At 30.8% G+C, this 17,124-nt stretch carries 17 protein-coding genes, 1 tRNA gene and 2 other annotated features; of the genes, 17 read left to right on the forward strand and 1 reads right to left on the reverse strand.

Annotated features, from left to right (window positions below):
- Window positions 1–16: 16 nt before the first annotated feature.
- Complete coding sequence (locus tag TR13x_RS09630) at window positions 17–412, reverse strand: hypothetical protein (protein ID WP_054871722.1); 396 nt, start codon at window positions 410–412, stop codon at window positions 17–19.
- A gap of 236 nt (window positions 413–648) precedes the next feature.
- Between TR13x_RS09630 and TR13x_RS09635 the strand changes: the two genes are divergently transcribed.
- The 17 genes from TR13x_RS09635 (at window position 649) to TR13x_RS09715 (ending at window position 17,041) form a co-directional block, all read left to right on the forward strand.
- Window positions 649–1,125, forward strand: a complete 477-nt coding sequence (locus TR13x_RS09635) for a CarD family transcriptional regulator (protein ID WP_054871723.1) — start codon at window positions 649–651, stop codon at window positions 1,123–1,125.
- A gap of 156 nt (window positions 1,126–1,281) precedes the next feature.
- Entirely contained in the window at window positions 1,282–2,376 is a 1,095-nt protein-coding gene (locus TR13x_RS09640; RefSeq protein WP_054871724.1) for a PIN/TRAM domain-containing protein, read from the forward strand.
- 432 nt (window positions 2,377–2,808) lie between these two features.
- On the forward strand, window positions 2,809–3,507 hold the full coding sequence (gene ispD / locus TR13x_RS09645) for a 2-C-methyl-D-erythritol 4-phosphate cytidylyltransferase (protein ID WP_054871725.1): 699 nt from the start codon (window positions 2,809–2,811) through the stop codon (window positions 3,505–3,507).
- A 14-nt stretch (window positions 3,508–3,521) separates the two neighbouring features.
- Window positions 3,522–3,995 (forward strand): 2-C-methyl-D-erythritol 2,4-cyclodiphosphate synthase, encoded by a 474-nt coding sequence (gene ispF, locus TR13x_RS09650; protein WP_054871726.1) that lies wholly within the window; start codon window positions 3,522–3,524, stop codon window positions 3,993–3,995.
- 13 nt (window positions 3,996–4,008) lie between these two features.
- Window positions 4,009–4,737: an ATP-binding cassette domain-containing protein gene (locus TR13x_RS09655; RefSeq protein ID WP_054871727.1), complete on the forward strand. Its 729-nt coding sequence runs from the start codon at window positions 4,009–4,011 to the stop codon at window positions 4,735–4,737.
- Window positions 4,730–5,902, forward strand: coding sequence for an ABC transporter permease (locus TR13x_RS09660; RefSeq protein WP_054871728.1), 1,173 nt, complete (start codon window positions 4,730–4,732; stop codon window positions 5,900–5,902). The genes TR13x_RS09655 and TR13x_RS09660 overlap by 8 nt, the downstream gene beginning before the upstream one ends.
- Before the next feature lie 46 nt (window positions 5,903–5,948).
- Window positions 5,949–6,159: a binding site (T-box leader), on the forward strand.
- 57 nt (window positions 6,160–6,216) lie between these two features.
- The gene (locus TR13x_RS09665; RefSeq protein ID WP_054871729.1) at window positions 6,217–7,941 is read left to right on the forward strand and encodes a proline--tRNA ligase; all 1,725 of its coding nucleotides are present in this window, start codon (window positions 6,217–6,219) and stop codon (window positions 7,939–7,941) included.
- Between the two features lie 763 nt (window positions 7,942–8,704).
- Entirely contained in the window at window positions 8,705–9,595 is an 891-nt protein-coding gene (locus TR13x_RS09670) for a DUF1002 domain-containing protein (protein WP_242851757.1), read from the forward strand.
- Window positions 9,596–9,664: 69 nt separating this feature from the next.
- The gene (gene gltX / locus TR13x_RS09675) at window positions 9,665–11,146 is read left to right on the forward strand and encodes a glutamate--tRNA ligase (protein ID WP_054871730.1); all 1,482 of its coding nucleotides are present in this window, start codon (window positions 9,665–9,667) and stop codon (window positions 11,144–11,146) included.
- A gap of 129 nt (window positions 11,147–11,275) precedes the next feature.
- Window positions 11,276–11,489, forward strand: a binding site (T-box leader).
- A gap of 47 nt (window positions 11,490–11,536) precedes the next feature.
- The gene (gene cysE, locus TR13x_RS09680) at window positions 11,537–12,208 is read left to right on the forward strand and encodes a serine O-acetyltransferase (RefSeq protein WP_054871731.1); all 672 of its coding nucleotides are present in this window, start codon (window positions 11,537–11,539) and stop codon (window positions 12,206–12,208) included.
- Window positions 12,195–13,592 carry a cysteine--tRNA ligase gene (cysS, locus tag TR13x_RS09685; protein ID WP_054871732.1) on the forward strand — a complete coding sequence of 466 codons (1,398 nt, stop codon included), beginning with the start codon at window positions 12,195–12,197 and terminating at the stop codon, window positions 13,590–13,592. The genes cysE and cysS overlap by 14 nt, the downstream gene beginning before the upstream one ends.
- Window positions 13,552–14,037, forward strand: coding sequence for a Mini-ribonuclease 3 (locus TR13x_RS09690; RefSeq protein WP_369813270.1), 486 nt, complete (start codon window positions 13,552–13,554; stop codon window positions 14,035–14,037). The genes cysS and TR13x_RS09690 overlap by 41 nt, the downstream gene beginning before the upstream one ends.
- 68 nt (window positions 14,038–14,105) lie before the next feature.
- Window positions 14,106–14,876: an FAD-dependent thymidylate synthase gene (gene thyX / locus TR13x_RS09695; protein WP_082394853.1), complete on the forward strand. Its 771-nt coding sequence runs from the start codon at window positions 14,106–14,108 to the stop codon at window positions 14,874–14,876.
- A gap of 13 nt (window positions 14,877–14,889) precedes the next feature.
- The gene (gene rlmB / locus TR13x_RS09700; protein WP_054871734.1) at window positions 14,890–15,636 is read left to right on the forward strand and encodes a 23S rRNA (guanosine(2251)-2'-O)-methyltransferase RlmB; all 747 of its coding nucleotides are present in this window, start codon (window positions 14,890–14,892) and stop codon (window positions 15,634–15,636) included.
- A gap of 1 nt (window position 15,637) precedes the next feature.
- A complete protein-coding gene (locus TR13x_RS09705) occupies window positions 15,638–16,162 on the forward strand; it encodes an NYN domain-containing protein (RefSeq protein ID WP_054871735.1) in 525 nt (174 codons plus the stop codon).
- Window positions 16,163–16,244: 82 nt separating this feature from the next.
- A complete protein-coding gene (gene sigH / locus TR13x_RS09710; protein WP_255351335.1) occupies window positions 16,245–16,892 on the forward strand; it encodes an RNA polymerase sporulation sigma factor SigH in 648 nt (215 codons plus the stop codon).
- A gap of 73 nt (window positions 16,893–16,965) precedes the next feature.
- Window positions 16,966–17,041, forward strand: a tRNA-Thr gene (locus TR13x_RS09715).
- The last annotated feature ends 83 nt before the right edge of the window (window positions 17,042–17,124 follow it).

Genomic DNA, 17,124 nt, shown 5'->3' on the forward strand with positions numbered 1-17,124 from the left:
TGTTAGCCTTTAAATTTTATCTTAGAGTATATATACCTAAAGCGTCTAATTTTTTATATTCTTTAATTATTAAATCATAAAAGTTTAGATCTAAGGAATTACATAAAGCTGCAATGTAAAACAAATGTTTACCCAGTTCTTCTTCAATCTTTTCTCTACAAGAATCGCACATTTTACCTTCTAAATGACTACTTATAGTATTTTTTGCTTTTTCTAAACTTTCATGGCTGTATTCTTGTTTTTTAGCATTTATAGAAATACATCCACAAGAAGTTACGGATTTAATTAGAGCACGATTAATTCTTGCATTAGACTCTTCTAATTTTGTGATAATATCTAATATGCTTTTATGTCTAATTAGAACTTCTGAAACTATGTCTTGAAACTCATCACACAACAAGTCGTTTGGCATGTAATCACCTCAATTACTGTATTATCTTTAACTTAATTATACTTATAAAAATAATAGTTTGTCAATTGGTTTAATCTATAATATAAAGAAAATTCCGAAAATTAAATAAAAAATTAAACAAGAACTTAGTTGACAACTATTTCTTGCATGTGGTAAAATATTAAATTTGACAATTAAAAACGTGTATTGTATACTATAATTAGAATGTAATGTATAATTTTGGGAGGTCATGTGTAATGTTTGGTATTGGCGATAAAATAGTTTATCCCATGCATGGTGCTGGTGTTATAGAAGCGATTGAAGAAAAAGAAATTTTAGGTAAGAAAAGAAAATATTATGTGATGAAAATGCCGATGGGTGATATGAAAGTTATGGTTCCTGTAGATAATGTAGATGAAATTGGGATTAGAGAAGTAATTGGTAGTGATGAAGTTGAGCAAGTTTTAGCTGTGTTAGCTGATGATAGAACTAAAATGCCTCAAAATTGGAATAGAAGATACAGAATAAATATGGATAAGATAAAAAGTGGTAATATATATGAAATTGCTAGTGTGGTTAGAAATCTTATGTTAAGAGAAAGAGAGAAAGGATTATCTACAGGTGAAAGAAAAATGTTAAGTAATGCAAAACAAATATTAATAAGTGAAATAGTATTAGCTAAAGATATTTGTGAGGTAGAGGCTGAAGAATTAGTTGAAAAAATTGTAAAATAGCGTCTTAAAGACGCTTATTTCTATGAAAATAAATATGGAAACAATTAATGAACATGGAATTTGTTGAGAATAATTTAAATTTCTGTTGAAATGTATGTAACCAAGTTATAGAATATTCATAAATGGAGATAAATAAGAATAGGAGGTGATATGTTTATGGTCCAGAAGATTATAAGAGTAGTATTAACGATTTTTAGTATGTTTTTAGGTTATGGAATGGTTAGTTTGTTATATTCTGTTGGAATTCTTAATTTTATAGATGATAATTTAAGATTGTATATTTATATTTCAACATCATTAGTATTTGGAATTATATTTCATTTTGCTTTTCCTAAGCTTCTTTTTGCAGCAAGAAATATTGCAAATAGTGTTGAAGGTGAACTTCAGCAAGTTCCAGCAACAGATATAGTATTAGGTTCTATTGGCCTTATAGTTGGATTGATTATTGCTTATTTAAGTAGTCAGCCTTTTTTTAATTTAGGTATTCCTTATTTAGGAGTAGTAATATCAATATTATTATATCTATTATTTGGTTATCTCGGGATAATAGTTCCAACAAAGAAGAGAGAAGACTTTTTTAGTATTTTAAATGTTTTTAAAAGGACAGGTAGTAAAGATAAAGCATTTAAAGGAACTAAAGTTCAGCCTAAAATATTAGATACTAGTGTAATAATTGATGGAAGGATAGCTGATATATGTAAAACTGGATTTATTGAAGGTCCTTTAGTGATTCCAGAGTTTGTTTTAGAAGAATTAAGACATATAGCAGATTCTTCAGATGGGCTTAAAAGAAATAGAGGTAGAAGGGGTCTAGATATTCTAAATAAAATACAAAAAGAAATTGATATAGAAGTTATAATTTATGATAAAGATTTTGAGGACATTAATGAAGTTGACAGTAAATTATTAAAATTAGCTCAAATACTTAAAGGAAAGGTAGTTACTAATGATTTTAATTTAAATAAAGTTGCAGAGTTCCAAGGTGTTAATGTATTAAATATTAATGAACTTGCAAATGCAGTAAAACCAGTAGTGCTTCCTGGAGAGGAAATGGTAGTTCAAGTAATAAAGGATGGAAAAGAATCAGGGCAAGGAGTGGCATATTTGGATGATGGAACTATGATTGTTGTAGATGGCGGTAAAAAGCATATAGGCGAGACTATTGGTGTTATGGTTACAAGTGTTTTACAAACTGCAGCTGGAAGAATGATATTTGCAAAGCCAAAATCAATGGTAGATAAAGCTGTTTAGTATTGATTATTTAAGCCCGACTTTAGTCGGGCTTTGAGCTTGTTGACAAAGTTAATTTTTTTAAAAATATATGAAAATATAAGCGAATGCTTGAAAGAATTTAATTAAAAAACTAGGTGAAAATTTTGAAGAAAATCCGTAGGCTTAGCAGGATGCTAAGCCAGCATCCTACAAGACAGGACGTCTTGATTAGGTGCGTTAGGATTTTCTAAAAATTTAAGCCTTAAGTTTTTTCTAAATTCTTTCGCATGAGTGTTATTTTCATAAATATTTTATTTTGTCTACAGTTTGAAAGCCCAGCTTTAGTTGGGCTTTTGTGTTATAATTGTTCTAGTAAAAATTAAGTATTTCTTATTTTGTAATCTGTATTCTAATTCCTGCACTCTGTTCCCTGTGCTCTACCCCCTAGTAAATTAAAAGCGAGGTGTCATAATGAGTTATTTAGGCAAATATATTTCTGTTATAGTACCAGCAGCAGGTATGGGTAAAAGAATGAATAGTAAAATCAACAAACAGTTTATAAAGATAAAAGATGTTCCTGTATTGGCTCGTACTTTAATAGAGTTTAATAATTGTGATTATATAGATGAAATTATAGTAGTTACTAGGTATGATGAAATTGATTTTTGCAAAAAAGAAATTATTGAAAAATATGAATTATATAAAGTCAAAAACGTAATTCAAGGGGGAAGAGAAAGACAGGATTCTGTGTATAACGGTCTTAAGGAAGTGGATAAAAAGAGTGATATTGTTTTAATACATGATGGAGCAAGACCATTTATAAAGAAAGAGATTATAGAAGAAAATATAAAACTTACGCTTGAATATGGGGCTTGTGTAACAGGAGTTCCTGTAAAGGATACTATCAAGAAAGTTGATTTAAATGGTGAAGTAGTAGATACACCAAATAGAAAAGAACTATGGGCAATTCAGACTCCTCAAACATTTAAATATGATTTGGTGCTTAAAGCATATGAAAAAGCTCAATTAGATAATTTTCTAGGCACAGATGACAGTATGTTAGTAGAGAGAATAGGACACAAAGTTAAAATTGTTATGGGTGATTACAGAAATATTAAAATAACTACTCCTGAAGATTTAATGATAGCTGAGGCTTTAGTTAATAGATAAAGGAGGATAGAAATATGAGGATAGGAATAGGTTATGATGTACATAGATTAGTAGAAGGAAGAAAACTAATTTTAGGTGGAGTTCAGATAAAACATGATAAAGGTTTATTAGGGCATTCTGATGCTGATGTGCTTGTGCATGCTATTATGGACAGTATGCTTGGAGCTTTGGCGCTAGGAGATATAGGTAAACATTTCCCAGATACTGATATTAAATATAAAGGGATTTCAAGTATGGAATTATTACGTAAAGTTAATGAATTAATATATAGTAGGGGTTATAAAGTGAATAATATAGACAGTATTATTGTTGCACAAGAACCTAAAATAGCTCCATATATAGAGGAAATGAGAAACAATATATCGAATATACTTAATATACCAGTAGACGATATCAGTGTAAAGGCGACAACTACTGAAAGACTTGGTTTTGAGGGGAGGAAAGAAGGGATTTCAGCACATTCTGTTTGTACTTTGTGTAAAAAATAATGGGGGGATATGATTGATAGAAATTCTGAACTTAGGAAAGAAATTTAAAGATGTTGAAGCTGTAAAAGGTATATCTTTTAATGTGAATAGGGGAGAAGTTTTTGGTTTACTAGGTGAGAATGGAGCGGGTAAGACTACTACATTAAGGCTATTAGCGACAATACTTAAACCCACATTTGGTACAGCTAGACTAAATGGTTATGATATTATTGATGACCCGGAAGGTGCAAGAAGTCAGATAGGAATACTTTTTGGTGGAGAAACAGGGCTTTATGACAGATTGACAGCCAGGGAGAATATAGAATACTTTGGATTGCTTAATGGTATGGACAAAAGAAAAATTGAAAGAAGGATTGAGTTTTTAGCAAAAAAACTTGGGATGCAAGAATATATTGATAGAAGAGTAGGTAAATTTTCAAAAGGGATGAAGCAGAAAGTAGCAATTGCTAGAAGTATAGTACATGACCCAGACATAATGCTTTTTGATGAACCTACAGCCGGTTTGGATGTAACTGCTGTTAATATGGTACATGAATTTATACTAGACTTAAAGCAACAAGGAAAAACTATTATTTTTTCAAGTCATTCTATGAAGGAAGTTGAAAAACTTTGTGATACAGTAGGTATAATTCATAAAGGTAAGATAGTAGAGATATCATCATTAGCTTCATTGGCACAAAAATATGACAATATGGATTTAGAGGATATTTTCATTAGGTTAGTGGGGGATAATAATGTTTAAATATATTTGGATAGTATTTAAAAAGGAGATAAAGGATACATTTAGAGATAGAAAGACTATATTTACTAGTATTATAATACCAATACTGATATTTCCTATTTTAAGTTTAGCAATAGGCAGTGGAGTTTCTGATATTATTGAGGAGGACACAAAACCAATTAATATAGCTGTTATTTCAAAGAACGATAATGAACTTTTGAAATACTTAACTACACATAAAGGGATAAATATTGTAAGTACAGACAATCCCGAAAAATTTCTAGAAAAACTTGAAGTTAAGGCTATAGTAAAAATTGATAAATATTTTGATGAAAAAGTAAAAAATGGTCAATTTGGTACAGTTGAAATAATTTATGATGAATCTAGTCAAAAATCTTCGATGGCGTATCCTAGATTAAAATCAATAGTTAATGATTATTCTAATATTGTTATATCTAAAAGATTAAAAAAATTAGGAACAGATAATAATATACTTAAGGTGGTTGATATTAAAGCTATATCTGTAGCTAAAGAAGGTGGATTTGGCATTATTATGTTTTCTATGATGCTTCCGATGTTTCTTACTATATGGTCTGCAGTTGGTGGTATACCTGCAGCTACTGATTTAGGCGCAGGAGAAAAGGAAAGACAGACACTTGAACCTCTTTTAACAACTAGAATAAACAGAATTTCATTATTGATAGGTAAATATTTTACAGTTGTTGTTGCTGGAATTATAGCTACTTTAGCATCTTTGACAGGTTTTATTATAGCAACTAAATTGAATCCAGATTTATTTGGAACTATAAGTAACCTTCCTATAAATACAATTTTAATTATAGGGTTATTCTGCATAGGGTTAACTTTAACATTTAGTAGTTTAGAGTTAGCAGTAAGTTTTTACGCAAGAAACTTTAAAGAGGCTCAGACATATTTGACACCAATAACAATTATAATGCTTATACCGGCTTATTTGACTATGTATTTAGATGGAAAAGCAATACCAAAAGTTTATTTTCATATTCCAATAATCAATGTAATTTCAATTATCAAAGAGGCCTTAGTTTCCATATATAATCCAGCGCATATAGGTATAGTTTTAATTTGGATGATAGTCTATATATCTATAGCATTAACAGTAACAGTAAAACTGTTTAACAAAGAAACTGTAATTTTTAGAAACTAATTGACAAATATTAAGATTTTTAGTATTATAAATTTCAAAATCAATAGTATTAGCGAAGAGGGGAAATAGTAGATAATCAAGGTCTACAGAGAGGAAATCCTTGGCTGAGAGGTTTCTGACCCACTGTTTATCGAACCCGTCCCTGAGCTTCTAGACTGAAATCAGTAGGTCTAGACGGTTAATACCGTTAGCTATTAAGAGAGGGCTAAGTTTCTTAGCCAATTAGGGTGGTAACGCGGATAACCTTCGTCCCTAGCATTATAGGGGTGAGGGTTTTTTTGATTTAGAAAAATAATAAGAAAGGAGCAGATACTATGAGAATGTCAAGGATGTATATGCCAACACTTAGAGAAGTACCTTCAGAAGCAGAAATTCCAAGTCATCAGCTTCTGTTAAGAGCAGGTATGATAAGAAAATTAGTTTCAGGAGTTTATTCTTTCTTGCCTCTTGGATACAGAGTAATGAGAAAAATCGAGCAAATAGTAAGAGAAGAGATGGATGCATCAGGGGCACAAGAAGTACTTATGTCAGCTATACAGCCTGCTGAAATATGGCAGGAAAGTGGGCGTTGGTATGAATTTGGGCCAGAAATGTTTAGACTTAAAGACAGACATGAAAGAGAATTTTGTTTAGGACCTACACATGAAGAATATTTTACAGACCTTATAAGGAATGAGATAAAGTCATATAAGCAATTACCTTTAAATATTTATCAGATACAAACTAAGTATAGAGATGAAAAAAGACCTAGATTCGGCTTAATGAGAAGTAGAGAGTTCTTAATGAAAGATGCTTATAGTTTTGATAAAGACGAAGAAGGTATGAAAAAATCTTACGAAATAATGTGGAAAGCCTATGAGAAGATATTTACTAGATGTGGACTTAAGTTTAAAGTAGTTGAAGGTGATTCAGGTGCAATGGGTGGAAGTGATTCCCATGAATTTATGGCTATGTCTGATGTTGGAGAGAGTCAAATAGCTTATTGTGAAAAATGTGATTATGCAGCTACAGACGAAAAGGCACAATGTATATATAATTTAAATGTAGATGAAAGTACTGAATTAAAAACTAAAAAAGTCCATACTCCAGAGATTAAAACGATTGAACAATTAGTAGATTTTTTCAACGTTCCAGCAGATAAATTCGTAAAAACATTAATCTATAAAATAAAGGATGAAATAGTGGCAGTACTAGTACCAGGTAATAGAGAAGTTAATGAAGTTAAACTATGCAATCTATTTGGTGTAAGAGAACATGAATTAGAGATGGCAAATGAAGAAATTGTTAAGGAAGTTACAGGAGCTGAGGTAGGTTTTGCAGGACCTATTAGAATAAGTGACAAAGTTAAGTTAATAGTAGACTCTAGAGTAGCTAAAATGAAAAACTTTATTGTAGGAGCTAATGAAACAGACTATCATATTAAGAATGTAAACTATGGTAGAGATTTTGAAGGACAAATTGTTGAAGATTTATTATTAGTAGAAGAAGGAGATTTATGTCCAAAGTGTGGAGAACCATTGAAGATAGCTAGAGGAATAGAAGTGGGTAATATATTCCAATTAGGAACTAAGTATAGTGAGAGCTTAAATGCTACATTCTTGGATGAGAATGGCAAGGAGAGACATTTTGTTATGGGGTCATATGGTATTGGTGTTTCAAGAACAATGGCTGCCATAATTGAGCAAAATCATGATGAAAAAGGTATAATATGGCCTTTGTCAGTAGCACCATATCATGTAATAATAACTATAGTTAGCACTAAGAAAGAGGAACAAGTAAACCTAGGCGAAAAATTATATAAAGAATTAATGGATAAAGGAATTGAAGTGTTATTAGATGATAGAAATGAAAGACCAGGAGTTAAGTTTAATGATGCAGATCTAATTGGTATACCTATAAGAATAACAGTAGGAAGAAAGGCAAGTGAAAACATAGTAGAATTTGTATTAAGAGGTACAGGTGAAAAAATAGAAATTTCATCTGATGAAGTTTATGAAAGAATAAAAGATGAATTTGAAAGACAAGGATTAAGGATATAATTTGAGGCGGTCATTGACCGCCTTAAAAATTACGGATGAACAATGGATCTTATTTTATCCCTTTCAATTTCAATTATTTGATACATATTTAGTTTTAAGTTTCTTTTTAACTTAGTATTATTGAATAAGTTCTTTAAAAATGAAAACATATCTATCACCTTCCATCTTAACTTATAGCCTCAATATATTTATGCATAAACTTTTACATAGTTGAACTTTATTAAGAAAATTTAAATTAATTAAGGGACAGTAGATTTTTAGCTATTTACAATTTGAAATTAGACTGTAGACAAAATGAAACTATAATGATTGAAAAAATAAAAGCGAATAATTACAAAGCTTTAGTAAAGAAAACTTGATAAATAATTTCAGAAAAATCCGTAGGCTTAGCAGGACGCTAAGCCAGCATCCTACAAGACAGGACGTCTTGATTAGGTGCGTTAGGATTTTTCAAAATTATGAATCTTAGTTTTCTCTAAAGATTTGTCTATGAGCGTTATTTTTTCAATTCATTAAGCTCAAATGCGACTTTGTCGCATTTTTTGTATATGAGAATCTTTTTTGCAAAGAATAATCTTAAAGTTTAATTTAAGCAAATTTAGGAGGGTTTTATGGATAAAAAAGATAATCGAAATAAATTTAATGTTGGAAGGTTTAGCTTTTTATCAGCTGGTTGGTGGATAGTACATATATTGTTATTGATTCTTGTATTCTTTCTTTTGACCAGAATAATTTAGAAATCCTGCATTGGAGGGGATTGTTTATGACTATAAAAAGGTTTATTGCAATGGTTTTATTTCTTGTATTTATTAGTTTTGCTGTGCACGCTCAAGATTTTGATACTGTTGTCAGTATAGGTGAAGATTTGACAGAGAAGCAAAAAAATGAGATTTTAGAGCTATTTAATGTTAAAGACAATGTTAAGATAGTTAAAGTTACAAACAGTGAAGAGAGGAAATATTTAGGTAAATATATAAATGAAAAACTAATTGGGACTAAAGCTATTTCGTCTGCTTACGTTAAGAGATTGAGCAATAACGAGGGTATTAGCGTTGAAACGTACAACATAACATGGGTTTCTAAAGAAATGTATATGAATGCATTAGTTACGGCTGGCATCAAAGATGCGAAAGTTAAAGTAGCAGCACCTTATGAAGTATCTGGTACAGCAGCATTAACTGGTATTATTAAGGCTTTTGAAAATGCAACAGGTAATAAAATAGGAGAAAGAGAAAAAGAAGTAGCTAATGAAGAAATAGCTAAAACAGGAGAACTTGGACAGAAAATAGGGAAAAAACAAGCTAGTCAACTCATTAAAGTGATTAAAGAAGAGGTTGTTGCTAAAGACTTAAAAGAAAAGGACAAAATAAGGAAAATAGTTATAAAGGTTTCAAATGAATTAAACATAAAACTTGAAAAAGAAGAGATTGATGAGATAGTTAAACTTATGAGGGATATATCAGAGTTAAACCTTAACCTAAAAGAAATAAAAAAGCAGCTTAAAGGTATATCTGATAAACTTAATGAACTTTCTAAGGAGAATCAGGAAATAAAATCACTTTTAGAAAGGATATTAGAGTTTTTGAGGAAGCTTTTTAGTGATATCTTGACAAAATTAAATAATATACTTTACTTTACATTAATAATAGAATAATCTTGATAGGGTAGAAGATGTAGTATATAATATACAGATATAGAAGAAAAGGTATTAGGAGGTAGTCAGATGGCTGAGGTAAGAGTTAGATTTGCACCGAGTCCTACAGGTTATTTGCATATTGGTAATTTAAGAACTGCATTATATGATTACCTTTTTGCTAAAAATCAAGGTGGAAAGTATATATTAAGGATAGAAGATACAGATAGAACTAGATATGTTGAAGGTGCAATTGAAAATTTAATTGAATCTTTATTATGGGTTGGGGTTAAACATGATGAAGGTGTTTTTATAGAAAACGGAAAACTTGTGCAAAAAGGTGAATATGGTCCTTATATACAATCTGAAAGATTGGATATTTATAAAAAATATGTAGATGAGCTTATTGAGAAGGGACATGCATATTATTGTTTCTGTTCTAAAGAGAGACTTGATAAGATTAGAGAAGAGCAAAAATCTAAAGGGCTTACTCCAAGGTATGATGGTCACTGTAGAAATATAACTTTAGAAGAAGCTAAAAAGAGAATAGAAGCTGGACATGAGTATACAGTAAGATTAAAATTACCACCAAATAAGGATATTAAGTTTAAAGACTTGATTAGAGGAGAAATAACTATAAATACTAATGATTTAGATGACCAGGTGTTACTTAAATCAGATGGGTTTCCAACTTATCATTTAGCTGTTGTAGTAGATGATCATCTTATGAAAATTACTCATATAGTAAGAGGCGAAGAATGGCTTTCTTCAACTCCAAAACATATTTTTTTATACGAAGTTTTTGGATGGGCTAAGCCTGTTTATGTACATCTTCCAACAGTACTAAATAAAAATAAGAAGAAGCTAAGTAAAAGGCATGGGAATGTAGCAGTAGGAGATTTTAGAAAAAAAGGTTATTTACCAGAAGCTTTAGTAAATTACTTAGCATTGGTTGGTTGGAGTCCAGAGGACAATAGAGAAATTTTAAGTATGGAAGAGCTTATTAATGAGTTTTCTTTTGATAGAGTATCAAAAACTGGAGGAGTTTTTGATATTGATAAACTAAATTGGATAAATGGTCAATATATAAGAAAAAGCGATGTAGATAGAATAACGAAACTAGCAATACCACATCTTGTTGAAGCAGGATTTATAAATGAAGATGATATAAAAAATAGATATGAATGGATTAAAATGATAGTATCAGCAGTGCAAGAGAAAATATCTTATATAAGTGAAATAGTTGATAAAGCTTATGTATTCTTTAAAGATAAAGTAGAGCCTGAAAATGAAGAAGTTATAGAAGTACTTAAGGCAGAGCATATTCCTAACTTAATAGAGGCTTTTGAAGAAGAACTTAATAGTATTGAGGAGATAGATGAAGAATTTGCTTTAAACTTATTTAAGAAACTTCAAAAGAAAACAGGAGCAAAGGGTAGAAAATTATATATGCCTATTAGAGCGATACTTACAGGACAGCTTCATGGACCAGATTTAGTTAAAACAATTTTGATTTTAGGTAAACAAAATATATTAAAGAGAATAGAATATGTAAAAAGGGAGATAGTGTAATTTACAAAATAACGGACAGAGAATAGGGAACAGAGGATAGGATCAGATAAAATAGATTTTTGTTCATTGACAAAAAGGTTAAAGTTATTTATGATTATTATAAAAAATGGATTATAAAATTAAATATTCTAATAGGTGATGATGAGGAGAGTAGATTTACTAAACCTACAGAGAGAAATCCTTATAAGCTGAGAGGGATTTCAGGTCAATGGTAAATTGAAGTGCACCTCTGAACTATTACCTGAACGTTTAGTAGGGTAAATCGGTTGTTCCGTTACAGCTTAATGAGTTGGGGTTATATATACCCAAACAGAGTGGAACCGCGGGATAAACCGTCTCTGTATTTAAGAGGCGGTTTTTTTATATTTAAAAAATAGGAGTTGATTGATTATGTTTAAAACTCTTAGAGAAGATATTAAAGCTGTGTTTGAAAGAGACCCAGCAGTTAAGAGTTTATTAGAAGTAATATTATGCTATCCAGGTCTTCATGCAGTAATTATATATAGGATAGCACATTGGTTTTATAAAAGAAAACTATTTTTAGTTGCAAGACTATTGTCCCATATTGGTAGGTTTCTAACAGGTATAGAAATACACCCAGGTGCAAAAATAGGAAAAGGGATTTTTATTGATCATGGTATGGGTGTCGTTATTGGAGAGACTACTGAGATAGGTGATAATGTAACAATATACCAAGGAGCAACATTGGGAGGTACTGGAAAAGAAAAGGGAAAAAGACATCCAACTATAGGGAATAATGTAGTGATAAGTAGTGGTGCTAAGGTGTTGGGGCCATTTAAAGTAGGCGATAATTCAAAGATTGGAGCAGGAGCTGTTGTATTAAAAGAAGTACCACCGAATTGTACAGTTGTGGGGGTACCTGGTAGAATTGTAATTAAAGATAACAAAAAAGTTTCAAGTACGAAAAAGGAAATTGATTTAGATCAAGTTAGATTACCTGACCCAATAGCACAAGAGTTAGAGTGCTTAAGAAAGAGAGTTACAGAATTAGAAAATATTATTTACAACTTGGAGGGAGGAAAAAATAATGAAACTTTATAATACTTTGACAAGAGCTAAAGATGAATTTAAGCCAATAAATTCTAATAAAGTTACAATGTATGTATGTGGTCCGACAGTTTATAATTATATTCACGTAGGAAATGCAAGACCATTAGTAGTATTCGATGTATTAAGAAGATATTTTGAGTACAAAGGGTATGATGTTGATTATATTGTGAATTTTACAGATATTGATGACAAGATGATAAAAAAAGCTAATGAAGAAGGTACGACTGTTAAAGAAGTAGCAGATAGGTTTATAAATGAATATTTTATAGATGCTAAAGGACTTTTATTAAAAGAGGAAACTACAAGCCATCCTAGAGCAACTGAGTATATTTCTGATATTATTGAGTTCATTAAAGGTTTAGAAGAAAAGGGATATGCTTATAGTGTAAATGGTAATGTATATTTTGATACAACTAAAATGAAGGATTATGGCAAACTTTCAAAGAAAAATATAGAGGAGCTTATTGCAGGAGCTAGAATAGAGGTAAGTCAAGAAAAAAGAAATCCTACCGATTTTGCGCTTTGGAAGAAAGAAAAGCCAGGTGAACCTTCATGGGATAGCCCATGGGGTAAAGGAAGACCAGGATGGCATATTGAATGTTCTGTTATGGCAAGAAAATTATTAGGAGATACGATAGATATTCATGCAGGTGGTGAAGATTTACAATTTCCACATCATGAGAATGAAATAGCTCAAAGTGAGAGCTTAAATGGAAAACCATTTGCTAACTATTGGCTTCATAATGCAATGGTAAATGTAGATGATCAAAAAATGTCTAAATCAATGATGAATTTCTTTACAGTTAGAGAAATTAGTAAAGAATTTGATTTGGAAGTATTAAGATTCTTCATATTATCAGCTCATTACAGAAGTCCAATAAATTTTAGTAAAGAACTTGTAAAACAGGCTAAAAACGGATTAGATAGATTATATAATGGAAAGAGAAATTTAGAACATTTAATGGAAATGAGCAAAGATGAAGAATTACTAGATAATGATAAAAAGATAATTCAAGATATTGATAGATTTAGAGAAAAGTTTATATCAAGCATGGAAGATGATTTGAATACTGCAGATGCTATTTCTGCACTGTTTGAATTAGTTAGATATGCAAATACTAATATTAATGCAGAAAGTCCTAAAGAAGTTGTGAAAAAAGCCTATAATACATTAATGGAGTTAAGTGGTATTTTAGGAATACTTTCAAAGAAAGAAGAAATAGTTGATGAAGAGATTATAAAACTTATTGAGGAGAGAAATAAAGCAAGAAAAGAAAAGAACTATCAATTAGCAGATAAGATAAGAGATGAATTGAAAGAAAAAGGGATACTTCTTGAAGATACTAAAGAAGGTACAAAATGGAGGAGAATATAGCAATATGACAGATGACTATCTTAATATAGGGTTTTTTAGAGATAAAGGCTGGGAGAAAAATAAGGTTAAAATGCTATCTCCTTTACAATTAGCTTACATTGGGGATGCTATTTATGAGTTATTAATAAGAACATATTTATTAAGTAAAAAAAATATTTCTGTAAATGAATTGCATAAAGAAGCTATCAGATATGTTAAAGCTAAGGCACAAGCTAATATTGTTCATAATTTGCAAGATAAATTTACCGAAGAAGAGTGGTCTGTAATTAAAAGGGGACGAAATGCTAAATCTGGTTCTGCTCCTAAAAATGCTGACTTGATTGATTATAGATATGCGACTGGATTTGAGGCATTATTAGGTTTTTTATATCTTATAGGTGATGATGAAAGAATACAAGAGATATTTGATATGATTATTAGCATGTATGCTGAAAATGAAGGATAAGGTTAATCTAAAACCTTATCCTTAACTTTAAAGTTAAATATGAAAGGAGTATTAAATTGACAACTGAATTGAAAGTAAAATTATTAAGATACACTCCTGAGCCAGAAAAGTTAGTGGCAGCGGCTGCTAAAATATGTTATTCGCCTGTTGGGATTGAAAAGATAGAAGAAAGTTTAGATGACGATAAAATAGAAAAATTTCTTGATATGCTTATGAACTTAGGACATGAATCTCCTGTAGAGCACGTAACATTTACTTTCGCAGTAGAAGGTGTAAGTAGAGTACTTACACACCAATTGGTTAGGCATAGGATAGCTTCATATTCTCAACAATCACAAAGATATGTTAAACTTGATCAGTTTGAATATATTATACCCCCTTCTATAAAAGGTAATGAAGAAGCTAAAAAAATGTTTATTAAAGCTATGGAAGATGATCAGAAATACTATAATCAATTAACAGAAGTTTTATATGAAGATATTTTGAATAAATTAATAAAGGAAGGATATCCAGAAGCTAAAGCTAGAAAAATTGCTGAAAAAAAGGCTATTGAAGATGCTCGTTACGTTTTTCCTAATGCTTGTGAAACTAAGATTGTTTTTACGATGAATGCGAGATCGCTTTTCAACTTTTTTAAACATAGATGTTGCAATAGGGCTCAATGGGAGATTAGAAACTTGGCAATAGAGATGCTAAAATTAGTTAAAGGTGTTGCGCCTACACTTTTTAAGTATTCGGGCCCTGCTTGTCTGCATAGCGATTGTCCAGAAGGTAGTATGTCATGTGGGAAAATGAAAGAGGTAAGAGAAAAATTTAAAAATCTTATACCAAAGGTTTAAGGAGTGGATAACATTGCAAAAGCAAAGCTTAATAGAAGGAAGAAATCCTGTATTAGAAGCATTAAAGTCAAATAGAAATATTGAAAAGATAATGATTGCAAAAGGTGCTGAAAAGGGTTCTGTAAAAAAGATAAAAGCAATAGCTAAGGAAAAAGGAATTGTAATACAATATGTAGATAGAAACAAGCTAGATTCTATTTCTTATGCAAATTCACATCAGGGAGTTATAGCTATAGCTTCAGCTTATGAATATAAAACGGTTGAAGATATATTAAATTATGCTAAAAATCGTAATGAAGACCCATTTATAATAATATTAGATGGAATTAAAGATCCTCATAATTTAGGAGCTATAATGAGGACTGCTGAATGTGCTGGTGTTCATGGAATTATCATACCTAAAAGAAGATCGGTCGGATTAACTCCAGTAGTCGCTAAGAGTTCTGCTGGTGCTATAGAATATTTGCCAGTAGCCAAAGTTTCTAATATTGTTTATACAATGGAAGAATTAAAAGAAAAAGGTATTTGGATATGTGCAGCAGATATGGATGGAGAATCTAATTATTATGAAAAAGATTTAAGGGGACCTTTAGCGATTGTAATAGGTAGCGAAGGAGAAGGGATGAGTCGTTTGGTTAAGGAAAAATGCGACTTTTTAGTGAAAATACCTATGAAAGGGAATGTTACCTCTCTAAATGCATCTGTTGCCGCTTCTATTTTAATTTATGAAGTATTAAAACAGAGGAGTTTGGAACGCTGATATGAAGAAAAAGTATGATGAGTATTTATTTATAGATGGATACAATATTATTAATGCATGGTCTGATTTGAAAGAGCTTAAAGACATAAGTTTAGAGGCAGCAAGAGATAAACTTATTGAAATTATGGGGGAATATCAAGAATATGCTGGAGTAAAAGTTGTGATAGTTTTTGATGCACATTTAGTTAAGGGAAGTATGAATAAAAAAGAAATAATAAATGGAATAGAGGTTGTTTTTACTAAAGAGATGGAAACTGCAGACCATTATATAGAAAAGGTGTTAGATTCTATAGGAAGAATGAAAAGAGTTAAGGTAGCTACATCGGATTGGACCGAACAGCAAATTGTTTTAGGCAGAGGCGGCATGAGAATATCTGCAAGAGAACTTAAAGAAGAGGTAACCAAGATGAAAAGAAAAATTCAAAGAAATGCAGAACAAAAAAATAAGCAAGTTGATGATTTAATATTTTCTAGGCTTGATAGTGAAACGCTTAAAAAGCTTGAAAAATGGAGAAAAAACATATGATCTAGCTTGACTTTAACATTAAGATTAATATATAATAAACTTTAGAGTCTTAAGTTTTTGCATTTTCCTGGAGGCGATGCTGGTGGGTCTTAGCGTACATAAAGAATACGATTATGATGATTATCATGATATGGTAGATGAAGAAATAGTAGAAAGTGCAAGGAATGGCGATACTGAAGCCCTAGAATTTTTGATTAAAAAATACAAAAATTTTGTTAGGGCCAAGGCTAGGTCATATTTTTTAATTGGAGCGGATAAGGAAGATATAATTCAAGAAGGAATGATTGGACTTTATAAGGCTATTCGTGATTATAAACAGGACAAGCTCACTTCTTTTAAGGCTTTTGCTGAACTGTGTATAACTAGACAGATTATTACAGCGATTAAAACTGCCACTAGACAGAAGCATATCCCTTTAAATTCTTATATTTCACTAAACAAGCCTATATATGATGAAGAATCAGATAGAACTCTTCTAGATATATTATCAGGTGTAAAAATAATGGATCCAGAAGAATTAATTATTAGTAGAGAAGAATTAAAGAGTATTGAAAGTAAAATAGGAGAAATTTTAAGTGACCTAGAATGGGAAGTGCTTATATATTATCTTCAGGGCAAGTCTTATCAAGAAATAGCTGTCGAACTAAACAGACATGTAAAGTCGATTGACAATGCTTTGCAAAGAGTAAAAAGAAAATTAGAGAGATACCTAGAAACAAAGGATTTGTAGGTTTTATGTAACGATATTCTTTTAGTATTGACAATGAAAAATTGTAGTAGTAAAATTATTTAAGTAGTAAAATGCCCATGTAGCTCAGTAGGCAGAGCACTTGCATGGTAAGCAAGAGGTCACCGGTTCGAGCCCGGTCGTGGGCTCCATTATAGTGTTTCTACACGTAAGAAACACCCGGTATAGTTTTCTAGAGAAAAGAAATTAAAGGAGGAAGAGAAATGGCAAAGGC

Origin of the sequence: Caloranaerobacter sp. TR13 (genome assembly GCF_001316435.1) — a bacterium.
Lineage (GTDB): Bacteria > Bacillota > Clostridia > Tissierellales > Thermohalobacteraceae > Caloranaerobacter.

Bases quoted from the DNA above. Each gene is read 5' to 3' on its own strand.
- TR13x_RS09630 (WP_054871722.1), bottom strand. From the start codon at position 412: ATGCCAAACGACTTGTTGTGTGATGAGTTTCAAGACATAGTTTCAGAA.
- TR13x_RS09635 (WP_054871723.1), top strand. From the start codon at position 649: ATGTTTGGTATTGGCGATAAAATAGTTTATCCCATGCATGGTGCTGGT.
- TR13x_RS09640 (WP_054871724.1), top strand. From the start codon at position 1,282: ATGGTCCAGAAGATTATAAGAGTAGTATTAACGATTTTTAGTATGTTT.
- ispD (WP_054871725.1), top strand. From the start codon at position 2,809: ATGAGTTATTTAGGCAAATATATTTCTGTTATAGTACCAGCAGCAGGT.
- ispF (WP_054871726.1), top strand. From the start codon at position 3,522: ATGAGGATAGGAATAGGTTATGATGTACATAGATTAGTAGAAGGAAGA.
- TR13x_RS09660 (WP_054871728.1), top strand. From the start codon at position 4,730: ATGTTTAAATATATTTGGATAGTATTTAAAAAGGAGATAAAGGATACA.
- TR13x_RS09665 (WP_054871729.1), top strand. From the start codon at position 6,217: ATGAGAATGTCAAGGATGTATATGCCAACACTTAGAGAAGTACCTTCA.
- TR13x_RS09670 (WP_242851757.1), top strand. From the start codon at position 8,705: ATGACTATAAAAAGGTTTATTGCAATGGTTTTATTTCTTGTATTTATT.
- gltX (WP_054871730.1), top strand. From the start codon at position 9,665: ATGGCTGAGGTAAGAGTTAGATTTGCACCGAGTCCTACAGGTTATTTG.
- cysE (WP_054871731.1), top strand. From the start codon at position 11,537: ATGTTTAAAACTCTTAGAGAAGATATTAAAGCTGTGTTTGAAAGAGAC.
- cysS (WP_054871732.1), top strand. From the start codon at position 12,195: ATGAAACTTTATAATACTTTGACAAGAGCTAAAGATGAATTTAAGCCA.
- TR13x_RS09705 (WP_054871735.1), top strand. From the start codon at position 15,638: ATGAAGAAAAAGTATGATGAGTATTTATTTATAGATGGATACAATATT.